This is a genomic window from Halomonas sp. Mc5H-6, assembly GCF_024124705.1.
Taxonomy (GTDB): Bacteria; Pseudomonadota; Gammaproteobacteria; order Pseudomonadales; family Halomonadaceae; genus Vreelandella; species Vreelandella subterranea.
The window spans coordinates 187,923-206,042 of the sequence record NZ_JAMXSI010000003.1; the positions used below are offsets into that span (position 1 = coordinate 187,923).

The following is an 18,120-nucleotide window of genomic DNA, read 5'->3' on the forward strand; positions in this document are numbered from 1 at the left end:
TGTTGTGACCGCTCTTGTGACGGCTTTTATGATGGCTTAGAGATCCAGCACAAGCGTTTTGCTCTTGGCTCTGGAGCAGCAAGGCGTGAACTGATCGTTGGCCGCGTGCTCATGATCCTCCAGGTATAAATCCCGGTGGTCGGGCTCGCCTTCAAGCACACGGGTCAGGCAGGTGCCGCAGACCCCTTGCTCGCAGGACACCATGATGTCGATGCCATTTTCAGCCAGCACCTGATGGACGGTCTTATCGGCGGGCACGGTGAAGGAGGCACCACTGCTGGCGATACGCACCTCGAAGCTACCGTCGTCTTCCGAGGTTGTCTCAGCGCCTGCAAAGTACTCGGTGTGCAGCTGGTCGTCTGGCCAGCCGCACTGTTTACCCGTTGATAGGACGGCGTCGATAAAGCCGACAGGGCCGCAGACGTAAACCTGGACGTCAGCCTCTGGGTCACCGAGCAGTTCTTCCAGGTCGAGGGGCGGGGACGCGTCGTCATCGTCCAGGTAGAAGCGCGTTCTATCGGCAAAGCTTGATGCCTTGATACGCTCGCGAAAGGCCATGCGCTTGGCAGAACGCGCACAGTAGTGCAGCTCGAAGTCTGCCTCGGTACGCGCCAATCGCTCTGCCATGCACAGCAATGGCGTGATACCGATCCCGCCCGCCAGCAGATACGTTCGTTTAGCCGGCTTGAGCGGGAAGTGGTTTTTAGGAGCACTGATCAGCAGGAGGTCACCCTCTTTAACCTCATCGTGCATGGCGACGGAGCCTCCTCTGGAGGCTTCATCCCGCAATACGCCAATCAGGTAGCGATCCCGCTCCTCTGAGTGATTGCACAGTGAGTACTGTCGTATCACGCCCTCTTTCACTTGCACGTCGATATGGGCGCCTGCACTGAAGGGCGGAAGCGGCCGACCATGAGGGTCGGCAAGCTCGAAGGTGGCGATGCCAAGTGCCTCCTCATGGCGCGCTTTGACTTCTACGATAAGCGATAAGGAGGGGTGGCTCATGCTGTCGTCTCCTGCGCTTGCGTTGCCTGCTCCACCGCCCGTTCTTCTGTCAGAATACGGTCAATGATGCGGCGTGCCTGTACGCCACCGCCGTCGATATTGAGTTTAAGCAGTTGGCGGTCGGGGTAGCGAATCAGGTTGCGCTGTTGTGCCTCGAGCATCTCAAGGTCTTCTTCGAAGATCTTGCCCTGGCCCTCACGGATCCTGTCGGTGAGCGCTTGATCTTCCGGCTTGAAGTTGCGGGCCATGCCCCAGAAGTACCAGATAGAGGTATCCGTCTCCGGAGTGATAAAGTCGACCACGATACTTGAGGCTTTTACATTGGCCGGAGCGTTAGCCCCTCCATTACCGGCGTGGGCCACGCCGACTTCGATGAGTACATGGCTTGGAGGCGTAAAGCGGCAGATTTGCCAGCGGTCGACAGGCACGTCATCAGCGAGCCCGTTACCCCTTAGAGCCGCCTGCCAGAAGGGTGGCGCGGGTATATTTTCCATCTCGCGACTGGTGACCACTTCATCGCCGTTCACCGTTGTTTCCGGCGCCGCCTCCTCTATCTCGGGTTGGCCAATGCTGGAGGCATGCACATAGGTCTCATGGGTAAGGTCCATGAGATTATCGATCATTAGGCGATATTCACACTGAATATGGTAGAGGCCGCCGCCATACGCCCAGTCGGGGTTATTGGCCCAGTGCAGCTCGGGAATCAGGTCGGCGTCGGCTTTCTCGGGATCGCCGGGCCAGATCCAGATAAAGCCGTGGCGTTCCTCAACGGGATAGGCTCGATTGCTTGGAAAGCCGCGAACCCGCTGGCCGGGCATACTGTCGCATTTGCCGCTGCAGTTCATTTCAAGGCCGTGGTAGCCGCACACCAGCTTGCCATCACGCACGAAGCCCAAGGAGAGCGGGGCGCCGCGGTGGGGGCAGAAATCCTCGACGGCGGCCACACGGTTTTCGTCACCACGGAAGAAAACTAGTTGTTTGTTGCAAATAGTTCGCCCAAGTGGCTTCTCTGCCAGTTCTTCTGGGGTGCAGGCGACGTACCAGGTATTTAAAGGAAAGGGGGCTTGTTGAGTCACGGTAAACTCCTTATTGGTTTAGTGTTGTAATTATCTTTATTGGATCCAAAGTAAAGGCGAGGAAGGTTTGGGCAGTCAATCTATACTTTCGTATAGTTCGCTAATGGTGAGCAATACTGTGTTGATATGAGAGAAAAAACACATGAGTAACAACGATAAAAGTGTCGTCAGTCGGCTGCGTAAATTGATCAGCGAGGGGGCATATGCGCCTGGGGAACGGCTTGGTGAAGTCGCGGTCGCGGAACAGTTGGGTGTTTCGAGAACGCCGGTACGGCTGGCTTTTCGTACACTGGAGCAGGAAGGGTTGCTGCAACAGGCGGGCAAGCGCGGGTTTATGGTGCGAGAGTTTACCCAGGTGGATGTGCACTGCGCGGTTGAAGTTCGCGGGGTATTGGAAGGGTTGGCCGCGCGGCGTCTGGCTGAGCAGGGCCTATCAACCGACGTCAAGAAGGAATTGGATCTTTGGATCCAAAAAGGAAAGCTGCTAATCGCCAAAGGATATCTATTGGAGTCAGATATCAATCAATGGAGTGAGCTTAATACCCATTTTCACGGCATCATCATTCACTCTATTGGCAGCGATGTCGTAGCGGATGCCATTGCAAGAAATAATCATCTGCCCTTTGCTGCCGCCGACTCAATCATCATTGATAGCAATGATCTAGAGAGAGAGTTTAAAAAATTGCAGTTAGCACAGTTTCATCATGAGATTATATTTCAGTCACTTAAAGAAGGAGAAGGGGCAAGGGCAGAAATGTTGATGCGCGAGCATGCGCTGATCGGGCTGCGTTACCCTGAGCTGCTGGCTGAATCTGAATAGAAATACCTGAGTATTTAGTTATAATGTGTAATTAAACCAAAGTATAAATCATATAAAGTTATTTTTATTCAATACTTTATAAGTGTTGGGTGATGGTGAACCTCCATTGTAATTGACAGATGGAGGTTTTTTTCGCAGCTTTAGTACGTAGTGCGGACCATGGTTCGCATTAAGAACAATTACAGCTAACCACTACGACCAAAAGCAGAGATAAACAATGAAAATTAACCACTTTGTTGCATGCGCTCTTCTCGCTCCCTGCGCACTTGCTGCCCAGGCCCATGCGTTTGATGTTGTAGAAGCCGGACAGCCTGTCGTCACCGGTGAGCCAAGCCGTGTCGGCCCGCCCTGGAATCACCGATCAACGATGAATATTCCAGGCACCAAAACCGATATCGCTTTTGGTGGGTACGTTAAGCTCGATGCGTTTTACGACTTCGACTACGACCTGGGCACATCAACGGATCCTTACGCCGTTATGAACCCAGGCAATCGAACCGATGGTCGAACCAGCTTTACGGCCTATGAGTCCCGCCTGAATTTCCGCACCCACACCGCGACTGACTATGGGCGTTTAACGACTTACTTCGAAGGGCATTTTGTGCCCGATGGCAAGTTTGGGTTGCGCCATGCGTATGGCGAATTGAACGGTTTTCTCGCCGGGCAAACGTGGTCAAATTTCATGAGTTTCGTAGGCGGGACGCGCACCCTGGTGCTCGGTGATCCTAAGGGCTACGCCTTTGAGCGGCAGGCCCAGCTGCGCTATACGCAGCCTGTCGGGGAAGGGAGTTTCTCTGTTGCCTTGGAAAACCCCACCACGGTTATTGCCCGCAATGATGCGTCAGTAGCCGATGGGGAGAGCCAGCTTCCAGATTTGACACTGCGCTATGAATATAAGCGTTTATTTGCGCTATCGGGGATAGCGCGGCAACTGTCGACCAATAACATCACCAATACCATTGATGATGAAGTCAGCGGCTACGGGGTGCAGGCGCAGTTTAATTTGCCCTTTAATGCGTCAACCAGCTTGAAAGGCAGTGTCACCTATGGCGAGGGTATTGGTAACTATATGGGTAACCCTGGCAATGTAGGGCACCGCAACGCGCCTGATGTCTATGTAAAGGGTGATGGCCTTGAAGCTATCGAAACCCAGGCGTTCGGTCTCTCACTTAATCACTACTGGACGGATAGCTGGTTCAGCTCTGTGGGTGTTTCACGTCTTGAGCAAGACTTGCCTGCAGGCTATGGCGATCATTTCGAAACCCTAGACTATGGGTTTGCCAATGTGATTTGGGATGTTACTGATCGTATGTCAGTCGGTCTTGAGTACCAACATGCGGATATCGAGCAGGTGAATGGGGTCTCCAACGATGCGAGTCGCCTTCAGGCAAGTGCCACCTTCCAATTCTAGCCATCTAGACATTGCAGTGATGTGAAGATGTAAGTGATTTTCCGCTGTTTCGATCATGCTTTAGGCTGGCACTTTGCCAGCCTCTTTTGTAGGTCACGTATGGCTATCTAAAAGTACCGCTGTTAAGGCGCTGGGTTTGCAGAGGGTAGGATAATGCGTGGATCCTGTGGTGGCTCAGCGTAGAGACACGCCACAAGATCCGTGTAGCGCTCGCGTACGAGCCGCTGGTTCACTGAGCCCTTGTCGGTCAGTTCGCCACGGTCAACTGAAAGCGGCTGGTCGAGCAACAATAGGCGCTCTAAACGCATGGAGCTTGACTGGCCACGGCAATGGGTCGCCAGGCGTTGTGCGAACCACTGGTGCAGGCTGGGGTCTGCCGCCAGCACCTCAAGCGGCGTATTCTCCGAGCCAAGCTGCTGTTGGCAGGCAGGAAGGTTCAATACGACGATGCCGGTCAGGTAGTCGCGCCCTTCCCCGACCACCACGATGTCCTGTACCAGCGGAGCGAAGTGCTCCACAAGGTGTAGGCGCAGGGTGCCCACATTGACCCAGGTGCCGGTCACCAATTTGAAATTCTCGCTTAGCCGACCGTCAAAGATTAGCCCACGCTCGGGGTGGTCGGGGTCAAGGAGTCGCATGGCATCCCCGGTGCAGTAGTAGCCTTCGTGGTCAAACGCCTCGTTGGTTCGCTGTGTATCGCGCCAGTACCCCGGCGTGATGTTGAGCCCCTTAAGACGCGCCTCCCACTTATCGTCCGTCGCCACCAGCTTCACTGTCATGCCCGGGACAGGTTGGCCGATCAGCCCTGGTGTGTCGCTGGGCTCTTGGGTGCAGAATGCCAGGCATGCTTCGGTGGAACCGAGCCCCGTCAACATGGGAACGGGAGCCCCGCGTGTCTGTTCGCCTAAACTTTCCAGAGCGGAACGCACATGGGCGGGTAGCACGGCACCTCCGAAGTGCAACATTTTCAGATCGCGGAAAAAGGCCTCGCGCAGGGTGTCATCGTTGCGCAAATGCTCGACCAGTGCTTCGAACCCCTTGGGGACATTACAGTAAAACGTCGGCGACACCTCGCGGAGGTTCTCAATGGTTCGCTGAACCCCCTGAGCGGTGGGGTTCCCATCGTCAATATATAGCGACCCTCCGTTGTGGATCGCCATCCCCAGAATCGTATTGCCGCCGAAGGTGTGGTGCCAGGGTAGCCAGTCGACTAATACCGGCGGGTGTCGCTCTAGAAAGCTCAGTCGTTTCGCCATCATGGCCTGGTTGCTACACAGCATGCGGTGGGTGTTCATCACCGCCTTGGGCATGCCCGTCGACCCTGAGGTAAACAGTAGTTTGGCGATACTGTCAGGCGTTACTCGGGCATGGGCATTTTCCACAGCGGCAGTCGCTGGCGTCGCGGCGATGGAGTCAAAGGTCAGGGCTCGCTGAGTTGGCTCCTTGGCCACACAGGTGACGTCCTTACTACAAACAGCCGCCAATGCACGGCTGAAGCGAGATTCCAAGTCGATATACATCATCCCTGGCGTTACCAGTTCCACCACGTGCCGCAGCTTGACGAAATCTTCTGACAGTAGCGCGTAAGAGGGCGATACCGGCACGTAGGGAATACCCACATGCATGGCAGCACAGGCAAGCAGAGCATGTTCGATGCTGTTTCCCGACAGCACCATCAGCGGCCGCTCTGCCGACAGGTCATGATCAATCAGTGCTTGTGCCAGGCGAATCACTTGTGACATTGCTTCATCGAAGGTTAGCGTTCGCCACTTGTGCGAGCCCTCTTGGCGCTCTGCCAAAAAGGTATTCAGGGGTGTTTTGTCAGCCCAATGGGCAAGCCGCTGGGTCATGCTGGGTGGGTAAGTGGGGACATCGCCTCCGTGTAGCCGGTATTCTCGTAAGGTGGTGTTGGGAAACGGAGGAGGGGGTGACATGAATAGCTCCATAATGAAAAATCTTGGATTTGTTGTGTGCTGTCATCTTGGCGAATATAGTTATAGTTGTTAACTAGATGATTAGCTAGGATGCTGAATTAAGACCTTGGTTGTAATTATTTAAATGAGATAGGAATTAACGCATGGCCATATCTAAAAAAACCAACCCTGTTCAGCAAGTTGAGCCCGACGAAAAGGAGCCGACGTCTGTCGCCGGTCTGGTGCTTGAAAACCGCCTTGGTTACGCCTTGAGAAGGGCGCAGCTGACTGTCTTTAAACATTTTAATGAGGCCATGCAGGAGTATGAGATACGCCCTGCCCAGTTCTCTTCGCTCGTGGTAATTGAAGGCTATCCTGGTATCACTCAAACCAATTTAGCCAAGGTGCTGGACATTGATCCGCCCAGAATCGTTAGCTTAATTAATAATCTGGAGGAAAGAGGGCTGGCTTTGCGGGTGCGCTGTAAGCGAGACCGGCGCTCCCACGGGATTTTTCTCAGCAAAAAAGGCGAAGCTTTGACCGAGCAGTTGAAAGGATTGGCTGAGGAGAGCGATGTTAAGGCAACTCAATCACTTAGCGAAATAGAGAGGCGTCAATTGCTGTCTCTTTTAGTGAAAATATACACCTCTGATACGGGCGAGGAATAAAACTTTAGGCGTATTTTTGACGGCAACGCTTGCATGCTCTCTTAAAGACAATTACTTATATTAAGTAATTAGTTTGGTTGTGACGGTCTCGCAGTGTATAGCGCAAGGTGGGTTTCAGCCATACAGCGAATTCCAAAAACAAGAGACGAAACGATGAGCAGCTTAGCGACAGTACCGACCATCGGCACTGCATTGATGCGCCGTAGTCTTGAAATATCCTGCAGGGTTGCCGCGATAAGCGGCGGCTTGCTGGTCGTAGTCCTCGCTATCATCACCGTCGTTAGCATCCTTGGTCGGTGGATAGCCAGTGCACCAGTGTCAAGCGATATGACAATGCTGGCGTGGGTGGGCCCCATCACCGGCGATTACGAGCTGGTGGAAATGGGAACAGCCATTGCCGTTTTTCTGTTTTTACCTTACTGCCATCTTCGCGGTGGGCATGTAACGGTCGATCTACTGGTCATGCACGCGCCGCCCATGGTCCAGCGCGTGCTCGCCGTTATCGCTGAAACGCTCTTTTTGGTAGTCGCAGGGTTAATGACCTGGCGTCTCTATCACGGCTTGCTCGATAAACGTCGCTATATGGAAACCAGCATGTTGCTGGATATACCGCTCTGGTGGGGGTATATCGGCGGCCTGGTGGGGTTCGCGCTTTTGACACTGGTTTGTATCTATCGCACCTGCGATGCGTTTACTTACAGCCCGCAGCAGCCCGGTTCGACTCAAGCTCAAATTAAAGAAAATTCCGCCCAAGGAGACCTGTGATGACACCTCTCACCTTGGGCGCTAGCGGTTTTGTGGTGCTGTTATTCATGATGGCCTCACGTATTCCCATCGGCTTGGCCATGTTGGTGGTCGGTGCCGTAGGAATGATGCTGATTACCGGCCCGATGGGCTTTTTAAATGGCTTGAAAACGCTTCCATATGAACACTTTTCCAGCCATACGCTATCCATTATTCCGCTGTTCCTGCTCATGGGGCAGTTCGCAGCAAAAGCTGGCCTTTCAAGGGCCATGTTCCAGGCGGCCAACGACTGGCTGGGCCACCGTCGAGGTGGGCTGGCGATGTCGACGGTTGGTGCCTGTGGTGCTTTTGGAGCTATTTGCGGCTCCTCGCTGGCCACCGCCGCGACCATGACACAAGTAGCGCTACCCGAGATGGAGCGTCAAGGGTATCGCGGCAGCCTGGCAACCGGCGCATTGGCCGCAGGCGGCACCTTGGGGATTTTGATTCCTCCCTCGGTGGTGCTGGTTATCTACGCCATCCTGGCCGAACAGAACATTAACGAAATGTTTGCCGCCGCCCTGGTGCCGGGCTTGTTAGCGGTGTTCAGCTACATGTTGGCCATCTCGCTTTATGTGCGCTTTTTTCCTGACAGTGCGCCGAGTAAGGCGAAATCATCCCGGCGTGAGCGCTGGCGCTCACTGCTGGAGGTGTGGCCAGGAGCGGCGATCTTTATTGTGGTGATTGGGGGTATCTATACAGGCATCTTTACGCCTACCGAAGCCGCTGCCGTCGGTGCGGTCTCCACCGGTGCCCTGGCAATAACAAAAGGCGGACTGCGTTGGAACGGCCTGCGTGACTGTGTTCTTGAGACCGCTGTGACCTCGGCAATGATCTTCTTTATTGTACTGGGCGCCAGTGTTTTCAATAGCTTCCTTGCCCTGACTCAGCTTCCGCAAATGACCGCCGGTTGGATAGTGGGGCTTGAGATCAGCCCCTGGGTGGTGCTGGCGGGTATTCTGTTCTGCTATGTGGTGCTTGGCTGCTTTATGGACAGCCTCTCGATGATCCTGCTTACCGTGCCCATCTTTCTTCCCATCGTCACCGGGATGGACTTCGGCATGCCCGCCGCCGATGTGGCGATATGGTTCGGTATTTTGGCACTGGTGGTCGTTGAGGTGGGCATGATCACGCCGCCGGTGGGGCTGAACATCTTCATTATTCACTCCATGGCCCCCCGTATTCCCTTAACGGAAACCTTTAAAGGCATCCTGCCTTTTTTAGCGGCCGATCTAATTCGCATTATTTTGCTGGTGCTCTTCCCCGCCATCTCGCTTGGCTTCGTTTACTTAATCAATTGATCAAGGTGGTCGTATGTTCCATGACGCGAGCCAGCGAGGGTTAACAACCACTGTGATGGCGAGGAGATAGCTAATCGAGACGTTCAGCGCTGAACCGATTGTTAAACAGTCGTTTTTGATCAGTAACGTTGTAAGCCGTTTGATAACCCCCGAGGAGTAAGAGATGAGTAACTACCAGGATCGCTGGCAAACCGTAAAGGTCAAGGTCGAAGAGGGCATTGCGTGGGTGACGTTGAACCGCCCTGAAAAGCGCAACGCCATGAGCCCGACCCTCAACCGTGAAATGATCGATGTGCTGGAAACCATTGAGCTGGATCAAGAGGCTCATGTACTGGTGCTGACCGGTGAGGGCGAATCCTTTTCCGCCGGGATGGATCTTAAAGAGTACTTCCGCGAGATTGACGCCAGCCCCGAGATTGTGCAGGTCAAGGTTCGCCGCGACGCCTCTACCTGGCAGTGGAAGCTCTTGCGCCACTACGCCAAGCCCACCATCGCCATGGTCAATGGTTGGTGCTTTGGCGGGGCCTTCTCGCCGCTGGTGGCCTGCGACCTGGCGATTGCCGCCGATGAGTCGGTGTTCGGCCTCTCCGAAATCAACTGGGGTATCCCTCCCGGCAACCTGGTGAGTAAAGCCATGGCCGATACCGTGGGCCACCGGGAAGCGCTCTACTACATCATGACCGGGGAAACATTTACCGGCCCTCAGGCAGCCAAAATGGGGCTGGTTAATAAAAGTGTACCGCTGACTGAGCTACGCGAAGCCACCCGCGAGTTAGCCGCTACGCTGCGTGACAAGAACCCCGTTGTGCTGCGTGCTGCCAAGATCGGCTTCAAAATGAGCCGCGAACTGACCTGGGAGCAGAACGAGGAGTACCTCTACGCCAAGCTCGATCAGGCGCAGCAGCTTGACCCCGAGCAGGGGCGTGAGCAAGGGCTCAAACAGTTCCTCGATGAAAAGAGCATCAAGCCTGGGCTGGAGAGCTATCACCGGTAAGAACCGGACAACAACAATCGACAATGATGTAAACGAGAGGTTGCCATGGATCTTGAACTGTTAATCGGCGGTGAGCGGTGTGCTGCTGAGCAAGGCGCCAACTTTACGCGGGCCAATCCGCTGACCGGTGACGTCGTCACCCAGGCGGCGGCGGCCTCTGTCGCCGATGCGGCGCGGGCCGCAGACGCCGCCGCAAGCGCCTTCCCGGCCTGGTCAACGACGGGCCCCGGCGAAAAGCGTGCCAAGCTGCTCAAAGCGGCAGAGGTCATGGAGGCGCGCCAGGCCGATTTTATCGAACGCATGGTGGACGAAACCGGCGCTACGCCAGGTTGGGCAGGCTTTAACGTCATGGTCGCCGCCAGCATTCTGCGTGAGGCAGCGTCGCTGACCACGCAAGTGAATGGGGAGGTCATCCCTTCCAACGTGCCCGATAACCTGGCGATGGGCGTGCGGGTACCCTGTGGCGTGGTGGTGGGTATCGCCCCCTGGAACGCGCCGATAATTCTGGGTACCCGTGCCATCGCCACACCGCTGGCGTGCGGCAATACGGTGGTACTCAAGGCCTCTGAACAGTGCCCCGGAACCCACCACCTGATTGGGGAGGTGCTGATCGAGGCAGGCCTGGGTGATGGCATCGTAAACGTGGTGACCAATGCGCCGCCGCAGGCCGCCGAGGTCGTCGAGGCACTGATCGAGCATCAAGCCGTGCGGCGTATCAACTTCACTGGTTCTACCCAGGTGGGGCGCATCATTGCCGAAAAAGCCGCGCGCCATCTCAAGCCGGTATTGCTGGAACTGGGTGGAAAGGCGCCGTTCGTGGTGCTTGATGATGCCGACCTGGACGCCGCCGTTGAGGCTGCCGCCTTTGGCGCCTTCTTCAACCAGGGCCAGATCTGTATGTCCACTGAGCGACTGGTTGTGGTGGATGCGGTCGCCGACGCCTTCGTCGAAAAGCTGGCCCGCAAGGCTGAAACGCTGCGCGCGGGCGACCCACGTGGTGAAGGCAATGCGCTAGGTACGCTGATCAATCGTGAAGCGGGAGAAAAGCTTAATACCTTGCTCGATGACGCCCAGCAGCATGGTGCTCGTTTAGCCTGTGGGGGCAAGGCCGAAGGCGTCATTATGCAGCCCACCGTGGTGGATGGGGTTACCAAGACGATGCGTCTGTATGGCGAAGAGTCGTTTGGCCCGGTGGTAGCGATGATGCGCGTCAAGGATGAAGAGGAAGCCCTGCGCGTGGCAAACGATAGCGAATATGGCCTTTCGGCCGCTGTTTTCAGCCGCGACACCGCCCGAGCAATGCAGTTTGCCCAGCGAATTGAGTCGGGTATTTGCCACATCAACGCCCCCACCGTGCACGACGAACCCCAGATGCCCTTTGGCGGCGTCAAATCGAGCGGCTATGGACGCTTTGGCGGTAAGGCCGGGATTGAGGAATTCACCGACCTGCGCTGGATGACCATGCAGCTTGGCCCGCGCCATTACCCCATTTAGATAAGCGCAAGGCACTATGTCTTGCAAGAAAGCGAAGTAAATAAAGGAGTTCATTACAATGACAATAAAACCCACGCTCGCCAGCCTCGTGTTGTTAAGCGGCATGTTCCTCAGCGCCAGTGGCTACGCCCAGGACACGGTGACCCTGCGCTTGCACCATTTTGCTGCCCCCACCACGCCAGTGCAGACCGAGTATCTGGAACCTTGGGCCAAGCGACTCGAAGAGCAGTCCGACGGGGCTATCAAGGTGGAAATATTCCCTGCCATGCAGTTGGGGGGCTCAGCGCCATCGCTCTATGATCAAGCTAAAGATGGGGTGGTGGATATCAGCTGGACACTGCTCAGCTATACGCCTAATCGCTTCCCCGAGTCTGAAGCGTTCGATCAACCCTTCCTGCCCACAACGGGTGAGGCCACCAGCATGGCCGCCCACGAGTTTGCGACAACGCATATGCAAGACGCCTTCGAGGGTGTTTACCCTATCGCCGTATTCGCGCATACGCCGGGTAAAATCCATACCAGAGATGCGACTATAGAGAGTGCCGACGATCTGAAAGGGTTGGCCCTGCGCGCGCCCTCAAAGACCATGAATCGCTACCTTGGCCTTCTCGGTGCTCAAGCGGTGGGTATGCCGATGCCGCAAATTCCAGAAGCGATTTCCCGTGGGGTGATCGATGGGCTGACGCTGCCCTTCGAGAGTGCGGCGGCATTGGGTGTGCTGGATATCGCCCAAAACCACACCTTTTTCGAGGGTGAGCAGGGGTTATACACGGCGATGATGGTGCTGGGCTTAAATCAGGCTAGCTATGATGCACTGTCGCCGGAACTGAAACAGGTGATTGACGACAATGCCGGGCTCGAGGAAGCGCAGCGTATCGGCCAGGTCATGGATCAAGCGGAAGAGGACGCGATCGAAGCGATTGAAGCAAGCGGTGAAGGTGAGATGTTCTATATCGATCAAGACGCACTGGCCCCCTGGCAAGCGGCTGCCGAGAAAGCCACGGCTCAGTGGATTGATGACATGAATAGCCGCGGCATTGAAGGCCAACAGCTCTATGATGAGGCGACTCAATTGGTTGATAAGTATACCGAGCAGACAAAGTAGCCCTTGACTTGATTTGTTGGTAAGCCGCTTTCGTATTATTTGCGAAAGCGGCTTTTTGTTGATGCACCGTTTATGTTTAATCGCTGTGTTATTCGATGGTTCGACCATAGCCGTGATTTTATATTCGAAAAGTCCAATTTTATATTGGCAAGGTGACTTATCTATTGGCCCTCATCTACCCAACACCGAAAGTGTTGTGCTGCATCTGTAAATACAGGCGGCATAAACCACCATCATAGACGAATGTCGATTAGCTCTACTGCGCATAGTGGACTAACGTAGTGATTATAGGCGAACTAATATTCGCTATGCGAACTTATAAGAATCCAACAAAAGTCCAGGAGCTCCTGATGAAAATCCTCTTTACCCGCTCTATCCTCGCTGCTGCCGTGGCGGGTTTCACTATCGCTTCGGCGCAGGCCGAAACGACCCTACGTATGGCGCATTTCTGGCCCGGTGCTTCGGGCGTCAACGAAGATATTTTTGAGGTGTGGGCCGACACTATCGAAGAAGAGTCAGATGGCGAGTTGACCGTCGAAATGTTCCCCTCCGGTACACTAGCCAAACCAGATGCGATCTATGAGGCGGCGGCTAATGGCATCGCAGATATTGGTGCCACGGCCCAAGGCTATACCGCCGGTCGTTTCCCGCTATCGCAAATTGTTGAGTTGCCGGGTGTTGCGACAACTGCAACCCAGGGTGCCTGTGTCCTGCAAACGCTCTACGACGATGGTCATCTGGATAGCGAGTATGAGGATACCCGCCCGCTGTTCATGTTTACCACGGGCCCTGGCGGCATTCACACCATCGACACCGACGTACAAACGCCTGCTGATCTCGAAGGGCTGCGCATCCGTCGTCCCACTGCGGTGGCGGGCGAAATGCTTGAAAATATGGGCGCAAGCCCGGTGGGCATGCCTGCGCCTGATATTTATACCTCCATGCAGCGCGGCGTTATTGATGGCCTGAGTTTTCCCTGGGAAGGCTTAAAAGGCTTCCGTATCAACGAACTCGTCAACTACCACACCGAAGTGCCGTTCTACACGCTGATCTTTGTGGCCACCATGAATCAGCGCAGCTACGACAGCCTGACCCCCGAGCAGCAGGCGGTGATCGATAATAACTCCGGTATGAAATGGGCTGAAAACGCCGGTGCGGTATTTGATCGTCTCGATGTTGAAGGCAAGCAAGAGGCGGCCGACGCGGGCCATACCATTCGCGAAATCGAAAATCCGCTGACGCATCCAGACTGGCAGGAGCCGCTCGAAACCGGCATTGAAAATTACCTGACGCAGTTGGAAGAGCGCGGCCTTGATCAGGCGCGCGACGTCTATCAGGCGGCGTTGGCGGCTAGCGAGTCTTGTGGTGCCCAATAGGGGGTAATGTGACATGCAGTCTACTTTTTACCGGGCCAGCCATTGGTTGGCCCTTGTTTGTCGCTTGGTGGCCGGGGTCGCTTTGATTGGCCTGCTGGCGGTTACCATTGCTGATGTCAGCACACGCTACCTTTCCCGGTTGACGGAGGGCGCGATTGCGCTGCGCGTATCGGGGAGCGTGGAGTTGGTTAGCTATTTGATGCTGTTCGCGCTATTGGCGGCGATGGCGGCAAATGTCGAAAAAAGCCAAGTGGTGGTGGAAGCGTTCTCACATCGCCTACCGCAAGCCATCAAGAATCGCTTGCAAGGGCTCTTTTTGCTCGGCTTTACGGCGCTGGGGCTGATTCTGTTTATGGGGTTACTGGATTCTGCTGCTGCCGCTACGCGGCACGGGGAAATTACCCAAGATCTGCGATTGCCCATGGGGCCGATATACCAATTGGCAGCGGTGCTCAGTTTACTACTGGGGATACGCAGTTTTATTCACGCCTTGCTAGGCATGATTTATGCGGCGGGTGAGGAGGCGGCTCATGGGGAGTGAAGCGATTGGTGCTATTGGGCTAGGGCTTTTATTGGTATTGATGATTCTGCGCGTACCAGTCGCCTTAACCATGCTGATTGTCGGGGTTGTAGGGTTCGCTCAGGTCATAAGCTGGGACGCAGCCGTTGCGCAGTTAAAAACCGTCCCGGTTGAGGTGCTCTCTAATTACAGCTTCAGCGCCGTACCCATGTTTATTTTAATGGGCGTACTGGCTGCTCATTCGGGGATGGCGGGTAAGCTATTTGATTCAACGCGTATTATTTGTGGCGGCTGGAAGGGCGGCCTGGCGATTGCCGCTGTGGGCTCTTGCGGCATTTTCTCCGCAATCTCCGGTTCATCGCTGGCGACGGCGAGCACCATGACCCGGGTGGCGCTGCCGGAGATGGAGCGCTATGGCTATAACCGTGGCTTAGCCACCGGCGCTCTTGCCGCTGGCGGCACGCTAGGCATTATGATTCCGCCCAGTATCGCGCTGCTGATTTACGCCATTCTTACCGAACAGTCCGTTGGCGATATGTTTATGGCGGGGCTTATTCCCGGCCTGCTGGGGCTGGTGATGTACTCCCTGACCATTACCGTGGTGATGTACCTGCGCCCTTCCCTGGCGGTAGCGGGCGAACCCACTGCCTGGAAAGAGAAGCTGCTCTCGCTGACCGGTTTAGTGCCGTTCTTTGGCGTTTTCATGGTGATGATTTTAGGGATCTATTTTGGTGCCTTTACACCGACGGAAGGGGCCAGTGTCGGTGCGTTCGCCACGCTGCTCTACGCTCTGGTAAAAGGTATGCGCGGTGCCCAGCTATGGCACAGCGTACAAGAAACATTGGCGCTCTCTGCGGTGGTGTTCTTTATGCTGGTAGGGGCTGAAACGCTGGGTTACTTCATCTCGGTGTCGCGCATTTCGTTCTCCATCACTGACCTGCTCTACGGCATGGATCTCACCCCTATTGTCGTGGTGCTGTGCATCCTGGCGCTCTACTTTGTGCTGGGTATGTTTATGGATTCTATCGCGATGCTGGTAATCACCGTGCCGGTGGTTTACCCCATTATTCAGGCCATGGGTATCGACCCGGTATGGTTCGGTATTTTGACCGTGCTGACGGTAGAGCTGGGGCTCATGACCCCGCCGGTGGGGATGAATGTGTTCGTGATTAAAGCGATGGCGCCGCATGTCGGGCTAGGGGAAATTTTCAAGGGCGTGACACCTTTTGTAGTCTCTGATTTGCTCCGCTTGACGCTCTTACTCCTCTTTCCGGTGCTCTCTACCTTCTTTTTACTCTAAATGCGTTAACGCCCTCGCGACTGCCGTGCCCGAAAGTCGCGAGGGGAAAACGTGGTATTACGCTTAAAAAAGCGCGTGAAGTAAGCCGGTTCAGAGAAGCCTAAGCTGTCGGAGACTTGGCCAATGGTCATATTGGTATAGGTGAGCTGGCGCTTGGCTTCCAGCAGCAGGCGTTCATGCAGCAACTGCAGGGCGCTGCGTCCGGAGAGTTGGCGGCAGAGCAGGTTCAGGTGTGCGCTACTCACCCCAATCAGCTCGGCTAACTGCTCTATACTTGGCTGCTCGCGATAGTGGGCTTCGATCAGCGCTTGATAGTGCTCTAAATGCTGCCGTCCTTTGTCACTTTGGCGGGGGCCATAGCGTTTTGCCGTGCGGCCTGCATAAGCACAAAGGCGCGATAGCTCGACTACCAAGGCTTGGGTAAGTGCTTCAAGCAGGCTGTTGCGCCCGGGGGCGGGCTGGCGGTACTCCTGGTCAATCTGGGCCACCAGCGTGGCAATTCTGTTGGTCTGGTTTGGCTGGAGCAGCGGATAGAAGTCGGCTTTTTTTAGCGTACTGTTCTCACCCATTAGTGCATGTAAGTGGTCGGCCAACGGTTTGGCCAGGGTGATAATGTGTCCTTCCACATCCGGTGAAAAGAGAAAGCCATGAATCGCCATGGCGGGAACAACGATAGCGCTGGCACTTTGCAGCTGATGGCTTGTTCCCTCCAGCTCTAATTCAACACTCCCTTGAGCAATAAATAGAATATGTACGAGGTCAGCATGCCGGTGTGGTCGAATCCGCCAGTTATGTAAACGGCTGCGTTCGGCAATGGATTCACAGTGCAGCAGGTCAGGCGTGGGCCAATGCTGCGTCTCGCCATACAGCTTAAATACTGGAACGGACGTTGCCGACGAGGCTGGCATCACCGGTATCTCCTCTACGACTAAGGTTGAGCAATAAAGCGCTAAATGTCCAATAATTGATCTAGATCATGCCTTATTATGCGGCGTGTTTCATTGAAAAATACAAGTCATACGTTTTAGATAATGACAATGATGAGGCATTCCCCATGAAAACGCAGGTCGCGATTATTGGCGCAGGCCCTTCTGGCCTACTTCTGGGTCAGCTACTGCATCGTCAAGGCATTGATAACGTGATTGTTGAGCGGCGTAGCGGCGAGTATGTATTAAGCCGTATCCGCGCCGGTGTGCTTGAACAGGGCATGGTGGACTTACTGCGCGAAGCGGGGGTTGACCAGCGGATGGATGAAGAGGGCTTACCCCATGACGGTTTTGAGCTTGTTTTTGATAACCGCCGCGTGCGGGTTGCGCTGGATGAATTGACCGGCGGCAGCAAAGTGATGGTATACGGCCAAACCGAGGTGACGCGGGATCTGATGGAGGCCCGCGTCTCCGCTGGTGCAACAACGCTTTACGAGGCGGAAAACGTTCAGCCCCACGATCTGGAGAGCGACAGCCCCTACCTCACCTTTGAACATAACGGTGAAACGGTCAGGCTTGAGTGCGACTACATCGCCGGGTGCGATGGTTACCATGGCGTCTCCCGTCAGGCGATCCCTCAAGAGCGAATCAAGGAATTTGAGAAAATTTATCCGTTTGGCTGGTTGGGCTTGCTCTCGGATACCCCGCCGGTCTCGGATGAATTGATCTATGCGAGCCATAAGCGTGGCTTTAGTCTGTGCAGCATGCGTTCCGCCACCCGCAGCCGTTACTACCTTCAGGTACCCTTGGATGAAAAGGTAGAAGATTGGTCGGACGAGCGTTTTTGGCAAGAGCTGAAGCGCCGCCTGCCTGACGACGTTGCCGTAAAGCTGGTGACTGGGCCTTCGATTGAGAAGAGCATCGCACCGCTGCGCAGCTATGTGGTCGAACCCATGCAGTTCGGGCGGCTGTTCCTGGTCGGCGATGCGGCGCATATCGTACCGCCTACAGGGGCGAAAGGCCTTAACCTGGCCGCCAGCGACGTCAATACGCTCTATCGGCTAATGGTGAAGGTCTACCAGGAAGGCCGCACGGATTTGATCGAGCGCTACTCGCAAACCTGCCTGAAGCGCATCTGGAAGGCGGAGCGCTTCTCCTGGTGGATGACCTCCATGCTGCACAACTTCTCTGATGAGGAAGATTTCAACAGCCGCATGCAGTTGGCCGAACTGGACTACGTGACCAGCTCTAAAGCAGGGCTGACGACGATTGCGGAAAACTATGTGGGTTTGCCCTACGAGCCGTTGGAATAGCGCCTAACCTCCCCATTTATCCGACTCGTTCAGGCTTGACGCTTGGGCTTTTGGGAGTCGCCTGCCTCAGCGCTTCTATGCCTTGCTCACCAGCCAAAAGGGGGCTCAATGAGCC

Annotated in this window: 16 protein-coding genes; 12 read left to right on the forward strand and 4 right to left on the reverse strand. The window is 55.2% G+C overall.

The window, feature by feature from the left end; all coding sequences use genetic code 11:
- Positions 1-36: 36 nt before the first annotated feature.
- On the reverse strand, positions 37-1,005 hold the full coding sequence (locus tag NH395_RS06605; RefSeq protein ID WP_253023348.1) for a PDR/VanB family oxidoreductase: 969 nt from the start codon (positions 1,003-1,005) through the stop codon (positions 37-39).
- Complete coding sequence (locus NH395_RS06610; protein WP_253023350.1) at positions 1,002-2,081, reverse strand: aromatic ring-hydroxylating dioxygenase subunit alpha; 1,080 nt, start codon at positions 2,079-2,081, stop codon at positions 1,002-1,004. Before NH395_RS06610 ends, NH395_RS06605 begins: the two co-directional genes overlap by 4 nt.
- Before the next feature lie 142 nt (positions 2,082-2,223).
- Between NH395_RS06610 and NH395_RS06615 the strand changes: the two genes are divergently transcribed.
- Positions 2,224-2,901 (forward strand): GntR family transcriptional regulator, encoded by a 678-nt coding sequence (locus tag NH395_RS06615; protein ID WP_253023351.1) that lies wholly within the window; start codon positions 2,224-2,226, stop codon positions 2,899-2,901.
- Between the two features lie 217 nt (positions 2,902-3,118).
- A complete protein-coding gene (locus NH395_RS06620; RefSeq protein ID WP_253023353.1) occupies positions 3,119-4,312 on the forward strand; it encodes a DcaP family trimeric outer membrane transporter in 1,194 nt (397 codons plus the stop codon).
- A 122-nt stretch (positions 4,313-4,434) separates the two neighbouring features.
- Here NH395_RS06620 and NH395_RS06625 read toward each other — a convergent pair whose 3' ends face one another.
- A complete protein-coding gene (locus NH395_RS06625) occupies positions 4,435-6,246 on the reverse strand; it encodes a feruloyl-CoA synthase (protein WP_253023355.1) in 1,812 nt (603 codons plus the stop codon).
- Between the two features lie 143 nt (positions 6,247-6,389).
- On the opposite strand from NH395_RS06625, the gene NH395_RS06630 reads away from it, so the two are divergent.
- The 9 genes from NH395_RS06630 (at position 6,390) to NH395_RS06670 (ending at position 15,766) form a co-directional block, all read left to right on the forward strand.
- Positions 6,390-6,893: a MarR family winged helix-turn-helix transcriptional regulator gene (locus NH395_RS06630; protein ID WP_253023357.1), complete on the forward strand. Its 504-nt coding sequence runs from the start codon at positions 6,390-6,392 to the stop codon at positions 6,891-6,893.
- Between the two features lie 153 nt (positions 6,894-7,046).
- On the forward strand, positions 7,047-7,658 hold the full coding sequence (locus NH395_RS06635) for a TRAP transporter small permease (RefSeq protein WP_253023359.1): 612 nt from the start codon (positions 7,047-7,049) through the stop codon (positions 7,656-7,658).
- Positions 7,658-8,977 carry a TRAP transporter large permease gene (locus tag NH395_RS06640; protein WP_253023361.1) on the forward strand — a complete coding sequence of 440 codons (1,320 nt, stop codon included), beginning with the start codon at positions 7,658-7,660 and terminating at the stop codon, positions 8,975-8,977. The genes NH395_RS06635 and NH395_RS06640 overlap by 1 nt, the downstream gene beginning before the upstream one ends.
- Before the next feature lie 163 nt (positions 8,978-9,140).
- A complete protein-coding gene (locus NH395_RS06645; RefSeq protein WP_253023363.1) occupies positions 9,141-9,971 on the forward strand; it encodes a p-hydroxycinnamoyl CoA hydratase/lyase in 831 nt (276 codons plus the stop codon).
- A 45-nt stretch (positions 9,972-10,016) separates the two neighbouring features.
- Positions 10,017-11,465, forward strand: coding sequence for an aldehyde dehydrogenase (locus tag NH395_RS06650; RefSeq protein ID WP_253023365.1), 1,449 nt, complete (start codon positions 10,017-10,019; stop codon positions 11,463-11,465).
- Positions 11,466-11,523: 58 nt separating this feature from the next.
- The gene (locus NH395_RS06655; RefSeq protein ID WP_253023367.1) at positions 11,524-12,570 is read left to right on the forward strand and encodes a TRAP transporter substrate-binding protein; all 1,047 of its coding nucleotides are present in this window, start codon (positions 11,524-11,526) and stop codon (positions 12,568-12,570) included.
- A gap of 350 nt (positions 12,571-12,920) precedes the next feature.
- Positions 12,921-13,946: a TRAP transporter substrate-binding protein gene (locus tag NH395_RS06660; RefSeq protein ID WP_253023369.1), complete on the forward strand. Its 1,026-nt coding sequence runs from the start codon at positions 12,921-12,923 to the stop codon at positions 13,944-13,946.
- Between the two features lie 13 nt (positions 13,947-13,959).
- Complete coding sequence (locus NH395_RS06665) at positions 13,960-14,487, forward strand: TRAP transporter small permease subunit (protein ID WP_253023371.1); 528 nt, start codon at positions 13,960-13,962, stop codon at positions 14,485-14,487.
- Complete coding sequence (locus NH395_RS06670) at positions 14,477-15,766, forward strand: TRAP transporter large permease (protein WP_253023373.1); 1,290 nt, start codon at positions 14,477-14,479, stop codon at positions 15,764-15,766. The genes NH395_RS06665 and NH395_RS06670 overlap by 11 nt, the downstream gene beginning before the upstream one ends.
- A gap of 5 nt (positions 15,767-15,771) precedes the next feature.
- On the opposite strand, the gene NH395_RS06675 is transcribed toward NH395_RS06670, so the two are convergent.
- The gene (locus NH395_RS06675) at positions 15,772-16,674 is read right to left on the reverse strand and encodes a helix-turn-helix domain-containing protein (protein WP_253023374.1); all 903 of its coding nucleotides are present in this window, start codon (positions 16,672-16,674) and stop codon (positions 15,772-15,774) included.
- Between the two features lie 146 nt (positions 16,675-16,820).
- On the opposite strand from NH395_RS06675, the gene pobA reads away from it, so the two are divergent.
- Complete coding sequence (gene pobA, locus NH395_RS06680) at positions 16,821-18,005, forward strand: 4-hydroxybenzoate 3-monooxygenase (protein WP_253023376.1); 1,185 nt, start codon at positions 16,821-16,823, stop codon at positions 18,003-18,005.
- The last annotated feature ends 115 nt before the right edge of the window (positions 18,006-18,120 follow it).